Below are 1,441 nucleotides of genomic sequence, written 5' to 3'. Positions count from 1 at the left end.
GGCGCTGCTGGGCAAGAACGCACGATCGTGGTGGAAACGCAGGGCGGGGGCCGGCGCTACCTGGACGGCATCGTCACCCGCTTCGGCATGCAGGGCGAGGACCACCGCTCCTACTCGTACCGTCTGCGCCTGCAGCCCTGGCTGTGGCTGGCCACCCGCAAGACCGATTTCAAGATATTCCAGAACAAGACCGCGCCGGAGATCGTCGAAGAGGTCTTGGGCAAATACGGCTACCCCCTGCAAAAGAGGCTCACCCGCAGCTACCGCAGCTGGGACTATTGCGTGCAATACGGCGAGAGCGATTGCGACTTCGTGTCCCGGCTGCTGGAGCACGAAGGGGCGTACTACTACTTCGAGCATGCCGCCGGCCAGCACACCCTGATCCTGGCGGACGACATCGTCGCCTCGCACAGCCCGCTACCGGGGGCGGCGGTCATCCCGTTCTATCCCCCGGAGAAGGCGGCGGTCGCCGACAAGGAGAACATCCATGCCTGGGAACTGCACCAGGCCATCCACTCCGGGCGGCACTACAACGACGACTACGACTTCCAGAAACCCCGTGCCGACCTGTCCAACATGCGCCAGACCCCGCCGGGCCACGCGCACGACGCCCACGAAGTCTACGAATGGCCGGGTGGCTACACCCAGTTCGGCGACGGCGAAGCCTATGCCCGAGTGCGTCTGCAATCGAGCCTCACCGGCCAAAGCACCGTCCGGGGCCAGTCGCGTCACCGGGCGCTCGCCCCCGGCTACACCTTCACGCTGGAGAACTACCCGCGGGAAGACCAGAACCAGCAGTACCTGCTGACCGGCCTCGAATACCACTTCAAGGAAAACCCCCAGGTCAGCGCCGCCGCGCCCGGCCCCAAGGGCACGCCGCAGGAAGAGGGGTCGTTCCAGAAATTCACCCTGCAAGCCCAACCCACCAGCCTGCCTTACACCCCTGAGCGCACCACGCGCAAGCCGCGCACCACCGGTCCGCAGACGGCGGTGGTGGTAGGCCCGCCCGGCGAAGAGATCTGGCCCGACCAGTACGGCCGCGTCAAGGTGCAGTTCCACTGGGACCGCATCGGGGCGATGAACGAGAACTCCAGTTGTTGGGTGCGTGTATCGAGTGGCTGGGCAGGGTCAGGCTTCGGGGCCATGTTCATCCCGCGCATCGGCCACGAGGTCATCGTGGATTTTTTGAATGGTGATCCGGACTACCCGATCATCACCGGCTGCGTCTACAACGCCGACAACATGCCGCCGTGGGCCCTGCCGGGCAACGCCACGCAATCGGGCATCAAGACCAAATCCAGCAAGGGCGGGGCCTTCGGCGACGGCCTGAAGAACGGCGCGGGCGATGCCAACGCTATCCGCTTCGAGGACAAGGCCGGGGCCGAGCAACTGTGGCTGCATGCGCAGAAGGACCAGCTCATCGAGGTCGAGAACGATGAAG

The 1,441-nt window shown here is 65.4% G+C and carries 1 protein-coding gene; it reads left to right on the top strand.

What is annotated here, in order from left to right; genetic code table 11:
• Positions 1-1,441: type VI secretion system Vgr family protein (locus AC27KI_RS24720; protein ID WP_487116421.1), on the top strand; the 1,441-nt coding region annotated here is incomplete at both ends.

The organism is Acidovorax sp. KPB24-03 (assembly GCF_057546605.1).
This window is presented reverse-complemented; position numbering and strand designations above follow the sequence as displayed.